Source organism: Nitrosomonas sp. GH22, assembly GCF_009833115.1.
In the GTDB taxonomy this organism is placed as follows: domain Bacteria; phylum Pseudomonadota; class Gammaproteobacteria; order Burkholderiales; family Nitrosomonadaceae; genus Nitrosomonas; species Nitrosomonas eutropha.
Genome location: NZ_QRCA01000041.1, coordinates 22,307 through 29,868, shown reverse-complemented (window position 1 = coordinate 29,868; position 7,562 = coordinate 22,307). Strand labels below are relative to the sequence as shown.

The 7,562-nt window shown below is 54.8% G+C and carries 8 protein-coding genes and 1 pseudogene; 6 read left to right on the top strand and 3 right to left on the bottom strand.

Annotated elements, in window-relative coordinates:
* The 3 genes and pseudogenes from ABF86_RS11190 to ABF86_RS11180 form a co-directional block, all read right to left on the bottom strand.
* Positions 1-230: pseudogene (locus ABF86_RS11190) on the bottom strand (IS481 family transposase); the annotation flags it as partial.
* A 146-nt stretch (positions 231-376) separates the two neighbouring features.
* Positions 377-1,054: an SAM-dependent methyltransferase gene (locus ABF86_RS11185; RefSeq protein ID WP_074685489.1), complete on the bottom strand. Its 678-nt coding sequence runs from the start codon at positions 1,052-1,054 to the stop codon at positions 377-379.
* Positions 1,045-1,296, bottom strand: a complete 252-nt coding sequence (locus tag ABF86_RS11180; RefSeq protein WP_074685487.1) for a hypothetical protein — start codon at positions 1,294-1,296, stop codon at positions 1,045-1,047. Before ABF86_RS11180 ends, ABF86_RS11185 begins: the two co-directional genes overlap by 10 nt.
* A gap of 292 nt (positions 1,297-1,588) precedes the next feature.
* Between ABF86_RS11180 and ABF86_RS11175 the strand changes: the two genes are divergently transcribed.
* The 6 genes from ABF86_RS11175 (at position 1,589) to ABF86_RS11150 (ending at position 7,556) form a co-directional block, all read left to right on the top strand.
* The gene (locus ABF86_RS11175) at positions 1,589-2,197 is read left to right on the top strand and encodes a TetR/AcrR family transcriptional regulator (protein ID WP_074685485.1); all 609 of its coding nucleotides are present in this window, start codon (positions 1,589-1,591) and stop codon (positions 2,195-2,197) included.
* 85 nt (positions 2,198-2,282) lie between these two features.
* Entirely contained in the window at positions 2,283-3,317 is a 1,035-nt protein-coding gene (gene hlyD / locus ABF86_RS11170) for a secretion protein HlyD (RefSeq protein ID WP_074685483.1), read from the top strand.
* Position 3,318: 1 nt separating this feature from the next.
* A complete protein-coding gene (locus ABF86_RS11165; RefSeq protein WP_074685481.1) occupies positions 3,319-5,088 on the top strand; it encodes an ATP-binding cassette domain-containing protein in 1,770 nt (589 codons plus the stop codon).
* A complete protein-coding gene (locus tag ABF86_RS11160) occupies positions 5,085-6,254 on the top strand; it encodes an ABC transporter permease (protein ID WP_074685479.1) in 1,170 nt (389 codons plus the stop codon). The genes ABF86_RS11165 and ABF86_RS11160 overlap by 4 nt, the downstream gene beginning before the upstream one ends.
* A 4-nt stretch (positions 6,255-6,258) precedes the next feature.
* Positions 6,259-7,377: an ABC transporter permease gene (locus ABF86_RS11155; RefSeq protein ID WP_074685478.1), complete on the top strand. Its 1,119-nt coding sequence runs from the start codon at positions 6,259-6,261 to the stop codon at positions 7,375-7,377.
* A 14-nt stretch (positions 7,378-7,391) separates the two neighbouring features.
* The gene (locus ABF86_RS11150; RefSeq protein ID WP_160803608.1) at positions 7,392-7,556 is read left to right on the top strand and encodes a hypothetical protein; all 165 of its coding nucleotides are present in this window, start codon (positions 7,392-7,394) and stop codon (positions 7,554-7,556) included.
* Positions 7,557-7,562 lie beyond the last annotated feature (6 nt).

Genomic DNA, 7,562 nt, shown 5'->3' with positions numbered 1-7,562 from the left:
TTGCGAAACGCCACAACAGCGGCTTCTTCTTCCAGACTTAAAACAGTCGAGTGCGACTCTTTGGGGCCCATCGGTGCATCGTGGGTGAATTCCCGCTTCCGCCACTTCGCTACCGTTTTTGGATTAATCCCATGCCGCTTGGCCAGAACATTCAGACTCTCTTGACTATTTTGTATCGCTCGACGCACCGCCGCTGTCGTGCGGGCGCTTCCGTGTAATATCTGTCCCATAAATCATCCCTCCGTAGCTGGTTATATGTTACACCAGCACACCGTGGGACTAAACATCTAAGGGGCAGACACAAGCGGCGCATACAATGCGAAGCATGCGTCGGTTGGAGCTTTCCAGTGGCGAAGCCACGACCTTGAGCGACTTGTTATACACTTTTTACCACCAACATTTCTGTAGCATTTCTCTGAAAGCTGTAAGGCACCGCAACGGTTTCTGCACTATAACCCGCCGATGTAACCGCTTCGATAACTGGGGCTAGGTATGGCGATGGCCTGCCGTCTAGTGTAACCAAAGGATAGATCCTGACCTCTTTTGTCACCCTGCACAGCTCTAGAACACCTGCAATATGCTGCTCTTCAGTTATATGTTCACTATACAAAAATAGAAAATGGGAGCACAGTGCTAACGTGAACTGATTTTCCTTGAACGTAAGCAATGGAAGGCTTGCTTCAACGTACCTGCCTTCTTTTTTACCTGATTCATAGTCTTTTAAAAAGTCTTTCATGGCGGCAAGCCTGGCGCTTACTACAGCCTCGACATTTTGGAATGTAGACCAGATGTAATTTGATGCGTTTTCTTTAAGCTGCTGTGCGATGTTGTGGCTTACTTCGTTGACCCTTGACTCTATTTGATTTGCACTGAAGCAATATATTGGGTCTACGGATATAACCTTGGCACCTGCCGCTGTTGCTTCTGCGTTAAAACTTGCTGGCCCGTCACCACAGCCAAGAATATTTACCTGAAGGTCAGCTTGCGACAGGGAAAATATTTCTTTGTATTCTTTGAAGCATCTTCCCCACGGTACAACCATACTCAGCTGCATGGTATTTCCTTGGTGTATAACATCGTCATCGCAAAGTTGGCTCGCGCCTGGCTTTGCAATGCCACACGGGCGTCATTTTTCAGAGAAACACCTGCTACTGCTGGCATGTCTTTGAGTGTCGGATAAATCATCCTACTTTTTAAGCTGTCAATACTCAGATAGGCGGCGGATAACCGGTTCGGTTCGTGCAAAACGCGGTTCAGCGCATCCAACTGCATAAAAGCCGGTGCACCCAATAGCATACAGCAACCCCGGTAAAATAACTCAATCCGTTAGAAGTGACTATACAACCTGGCGCGAGGTCAGCAGTAGCCCAGTTAAAAACCGCTTTGTGCGTAAAACCAGAGCTTTGATAGGCTTATTTGGGTCACTATGCGCCTTATCATAGAAAAATCGGGCTTGGCTGAACCATCTTTCTAATCAGGAAAAATTATGCCACACTCATTCTTCTCCAAATTAGTGGATTCTATCTTTCACCAGAGTTATTTTTCATGCTAAAGTAGTAATCAATTACTTACTTTAAAGGTGTAGGCAGTGAATGAGCGTCCTCAATACTTGTCCGCTGAAGAGCGACGAGCAGCCACAGTGCAAGCAGTGGTCGATTTGGCTGCCGAGCAGAACCCGGCCGAGATTACAACCACAGCCATTGCTGACCGGATGGGTTTGACGCAGGGCGCGTTGTTTCGTCATTTCCCCACCAAGGACGCCATCCTGGAAGCAACGGTGTCCTGGGTTGGCAAACGCTTGCTGACCAGTGTGGACAAGGCGGCAGCTGACGCTGTATCCCCTGCAGCAGCGCTCGAAGCCATGTTTATGACACATATCGACTTTGTCGCCAAACACCCTGGTGTGCCACGTATGCTGTTTGGAGAATTACAGCGCTCTGGTGAAACGCTCACCAAGCATATGGCGCAGACCTTGATCCGTCAGTACCGACAGCGGCTGCGTCACCTGGTGGAAGCTGGCAAAGCTCAGGGTGAGCTAGACGCAGAGCTGAACGTGGATGCCGCTACTACGTTGTTCATAGGCACTATCCAGGGATTGGTCATGCAGGCACTGTTGGCCGGCAAGGTCAATCAGATTCGATGCGATGCGCCAGCCGTGTTTGCCATCTATCGCCGTGGTATTGGAGCGACAAAATGAAAACTCTCTGTGTTAGTACATCCAGTCTACCAACATCGAACCAGAGCACCATAAAACTCCGGCTTCAGCACATGAAAAGCGTGCAATGAGTAAAATCATTTCCTCTCGCGCCACAAAGCTGACCATCGTCATCGTGGTGGTTATTATTCTAGGTCTCGGTGGTACATTCCTGTGGATGCAGCATGTTGATCAAGATGAGAATCTGCTCTATCTGTATGGCAATGTCGATATTCGGGAAGTACAACTGGCTTTCCGCCAACCCGGGCGAGTTGAGCAAGTTTTGTTTGATGAGGGAGATTTTGTCGCCGCCGGCACACGGGTGGCGACACTGGATGCTCAACCGTATCAGGAAGCATTTGCGGCAGCAGAAGCCTCCGTGCAGGTGGCGCAGGCAGAGCTGGCTAAGATGCATAGCGGCTTACGCCCACAAGAAGTCACCCAGGCACGAGAAGCGCTCAAACAGACGCAGGCAGCGGCGCACCGGGCCGAACGTGACTATCTGCGCCTGAGTAAATTGTTATCCTCAAAGGCAAGCAGTCAGCAAGATGTTGACAGTGCGCGCGCTACGCGGGATCAGGCTGTTGCTGGAGTCAAAGCAGCCACGGCGGCCTTATCTCAGGCAGAAGAAGGGTTTCGAAAGGAAGACATTGCCGCAGCCGAGGCCCGGCTGGCAACTGCGATGGCCGCGCGGGATCAGGCTGCTACTGCACTGGCAGATACCGAACTTTTTGCACCAAGTGATGGTACTGTCATTGCTCGGGTCCGTGAACCAGGCAGCATGGTTATCAGCCAGAGCACGGTCTACAATCTGAGCCTTGATTATCCAGTCTATGTGCGCGCCTATATTAATGAAACAGTATTAGGCCGCATTGCTCCCGGCACTCCCGTTCGGGTACGTAGCGATTCCTCGGAAAAAATCTATCATGGCCAGATCGGTTTTATTTCACCTCGCGCTGAATTTACCCCCAAGACAGTGGAAACCGTTGAGCTGCGTACCGATCTGGTTTATCGCTTACGGATTGTAGTGAATGATGCCGATACCGCACTACGGCAGGGTATGCCTGTAACGGTTGAAGTCGATGTCCAGCCAGCCACCAGTTTATCTGCCGAGGGCTCCTGATATGTATGTCGCTACTGACTTACCATCCACTCCAGCGGGACAGGGTGATGCCGCCATTATTATTAACCGTGTTGATAAATTTTTCGACAGTGTACATGCCCTACGGAGCTTGAGCGCACGCATCTACTACGGGCGGCTGACCGGCTTGGTTGGCCCAGACGGTGCTGGCAAGACAACGCTGATGCGCATCCTGACTGGCCTGTTGGTACCCAATGCCGGCTGCGTTACCTTGGCTGGCTACGACGTGGTGCGGGACAACGATGCGATCCATGTCGTCAGTGGCTACATGCCACAGCGCTTCGGCCTGTATGAAGACCTGTCGGTGATGGAGAACATGCGCTTATACGCGCAGTTACGCGGCATGGACGCCGACCACAACACTGATCTCTTTGCCGAATTGCTCGATTTCACGCGGCTCGCACCCTTCACCAAGCGCCTCGCCGGTAAGCTCTCCGGTGGCATGAAGCAGAAACTCGGACTAGCCTGCGCGCTCATGGCGCGGCCTAAGGTGCTACTACTGGACGAACCCGGAGTGGGTGTCGATCCAGTCAGCCGCCAGGATTTGTGGCGCATGGTGCAGGTGCTCACCGACGAGGGCATGGCCGTGGTTTGGTCCACCGCCTACCTCGACGAGGCCGAGCGCTGTGAAAGCGTGCTGTTGCTGAACCAAGGGAAACTCCTGTTCGATGGTCCTCCACAAGATCTGACTGCACAGCTTGAGGGCCGCAGTTTCCGACTCGAAAATGTCGGTACCCAGCGCCGATCAATCCTTACCGAAGCGCTCGATCTCAACAGTGTAAGTGATGGAGTGATCCAGGGTGCCGGTGTACGCGTAGTGTTGCGCATGGGCGCGAGTACAGAGCAAATCCAGGCACTGGCCGATCAGGCGCAAGTACACCTGGCGCCGGTACCCGCGCGCTTTGAAGATGCTTTCATCGATCTGCTCGGCGGCGGTCCTGGTGGCACTTCAACCCTGGCTGAACGTCTGCCGCCGATTGAGCTCGGATCAGACATTGCCGTGTCGTGCCACAACCTGACCAAGCGCTTCGGCGACTTTACCGCCACCGACAATGTCAGCTTCGAGGTGCGAAAGGGCGAAATCTTCGGCTTGCTCGGCCCTAACGGCGCCGGCAAATCCACCACCTTCAAGATGCTATGCGGCCTGCTTAAACCAACCGTCGGCGAAGCACACGTGGTAGGGCACGATCTGCGCCGGGCCACCGGCGCAGCCAAGAGCCGACTTGGCTACATGGCGCAGAAGTTCTCACTCTATGGTCTGCTTTCGGTGCGGCAGAACCTAGAATTCTCGGCTGGGGTGTATCAATTGGAAGGAAACACGCGGCGCGAGCGCATCGCCGAAATGATCGAAACTTTCGATCTTGGTAAATGGCTATCCGCCACCCCAGACTCCCTACCATTGGGGCACAAGCAGCGCCTAGCGCTGGCCTGCGCGCTGATGCATCGCCCTCCGGTACTGTTCCTGGATGAACCCACTTCGGGCGTGGATCCTATCACCCGCCGTGAATTCTGGACGCATATCAATGGTCTAGCGCGCAAAGGCGTCACCATCATGGTCACCACTCACTTCATGGACGAGGCCGAATACTGCGACCGCGTAGCCATACTCTCGCGTGCGCGGTTAATCGCACTGGATACACCCGATGCGCTCAAGCGCATCGCCGCCGACGTCGGGTGGGCGGATCCGACCATGGAAGATACCTTCATCCATCTGGTAGAGTCGTCTAATCAAGAAATGGAGGCTGCCACATGAATACCCCTCTGCAGCGTCCCGGTCCCGATCAGGCACAGGTAGCCAGCCTGCGTCGCTTCGATCTGCGGCGTCTACTCGCCCTGGTTCACAAGGAAAATCTGCAGGCTTTGCGTGATCCATCAACACTGTTGATCGCCTTTGTGTTACCGGTGGTACTGCTCTTGCTATTTGCCTATGCGGTGTCGCTCGACGCCAAGAAGGTGCGTATCGGTGTGGTACTAGAGTCGTCCAGTGCATCAGCCCAGGCCCTGGCTGCAGCCTTTGCCAGCACCGATTATCTCGACGCACACTTTGTCCATGACCGACGCCAAGTCGCTGACAAGCTGGTATCCGGCGAGCTGCGCGGGTATGTAGTTATTTCGCAGGATTTCGAACGACGTCTGACGCAACGCGGCAACGAAGCACTAGTACAGATCGTCACCGATGGCTCCTACCCCAATACCGCCAATTACGTCGAAAACTATGCCCGGGGTGTGGTACAGTCTTGGCGCGCAGGGCTTGATGTCGCAGTGCCACCCCAGGCCCTAGTGTTAGTGCCGCGCTACTGGTTCAACCCTGAGCTGGAGAGCCGCCGCGCATTAATCCCCGGTGCTATCGCCATCGTCATGACCATCATTGGCACCATGCTCACGGCGCTGGTGGTAGCACGTGAATGGGAACGCGGTACCATGGAAGCGGTGCTGTCCACGCCCGCCTCGGTGGCCGAGATCCTGATTGGTAAGCTGCTGCCGTACTTCGCACTAGGTATGCTGTCTACGCTGGGCGCGACCGCGCTGGCGGTGTTCGTGTTCGACGTGCCGCTACGCGGCTCACTCGCGGCCCTGCTACTGCTATCAGGCGTGTTCATGGTACCCGCGCTGGGCCAGGGGCTGCTAATCTCCTCGCTCGCACGCAACCAGTTTCTCGCGGCGCAGATTGCTTTGTTCTCCGGCTTCTTGCCGTCCTTCATGCTCTCGGGTTTCCTGTACGAGATCGACGCTATGCCGGCGCCGATCCGCGCCATTACCCTGCTGATTCCGGCACGCTACTTTGTCGAATCACTTAAGACAGTGTTCCTAGCCGGTGATATCTGGGCGGTCTTCATTCCTAATCTGTTGGCAATGATGGTAATCGGAACGCTGTTCTTCATGCTGGCCAAGCGCGCCACGTGCAAAAATTTGGAATAGTGTCGTGCTCGTATCCTCCTTCAGCTTCACCCGCTTGCGGGCCCAGTTCATCAAGGAAATACTTAGTGTCCTGCGCGACCCACGCAGCCGCATGGTGGTATTTGTGCCGCCGATCTTGCAACTTCTGATTTTCGCCTTTTCCGCAACACTCGAAGTGCGCAATGTCGATATTGCGGTGTACAACCAAGACGCGGGACGCTGGTCATACGAACTAGTACAGCGCCTAGACAGCGCACGCTTCATTAACCGTGTGCGGTACGTGGATAGCCAACGACACCTGCACGAGCTGGTCGATCGGGGTGAGGTAATTGCGGCACTCACCATTCCGGTAGATTTTTCACGCATGATTGCCGCAGGTGATAGCGGCCTTGCACAGATACTGGTTGACGGCCGACGCAGCAACTCCAGCCAGATCACCGTTGCCTACCTCTCCACCATCGCAGCCGATGTCGGTGCCGAGGTCGCACCTGACACGCAAGCGCCAGTACCCGTCGTGGTGCGCCATTGCTTCAACCCGAATCTGATCTATCGTTGGTTCATCGTGCCGGGCCTAACCGGTATCCTAGCGCTATTCAGCGCGCTCTTAATCACCTCGCTGTCAATCGCCCGCGAGCGCGAACTGAGCACCTTTGACCAGCTACTGGTATCGCCTACCTCGACGCCGGAAATCATCATTTCCAAATCGCTGCCCGCACTGGCGATCGGCATCTTGCTGGGTCTTTTCATGGTCGGCGCGGGCGTGTTCCTGTTCGGTATCCCCTTTACCGGCTCGTTCGGCCTGCTGTTCGCCAGTCTGGTGTTGTTCATCCTGTCGGTGGTCGGCATCGGCCTAATGATTTCCGCGGTCAGCATGACACAACAACAAGCCATCCTAGGGGCGTTTGCCATTGGCGTGCCAGCAGTGTTGATGTCCGGCTTTGCCACGCCAGTAGAGAACATGCCTGTCGCCTTGCAATGGCTAGCCCAGGCCATTCCTCTGACCCACTTCCTCATCATCGTCGAAGGCAGTTTTCTCAAGGCGATGCCGCCGGACGACATTCTTGCCAGCCTGTGGCCACTGGCAGTGATCGCCGTGGTGACACTCACGATGGCAACCGTATTTGTCCGAGGACGCCTACAATGAGACCTGGACTGTGTATGTCATCGCCATGGAGAACGATCATCTTCCCCGGTGCCAATAAACATGGGCGCCTGCCCGAGCGCCTGCCCATGCTGGTGCTGGATTTTGCGCTGCTAACAGGTTACGGTACCCGAGTATGGCCATACACTGCGCCGGCCAGATTTTTGGCGAACGAGCAATGAACCTCC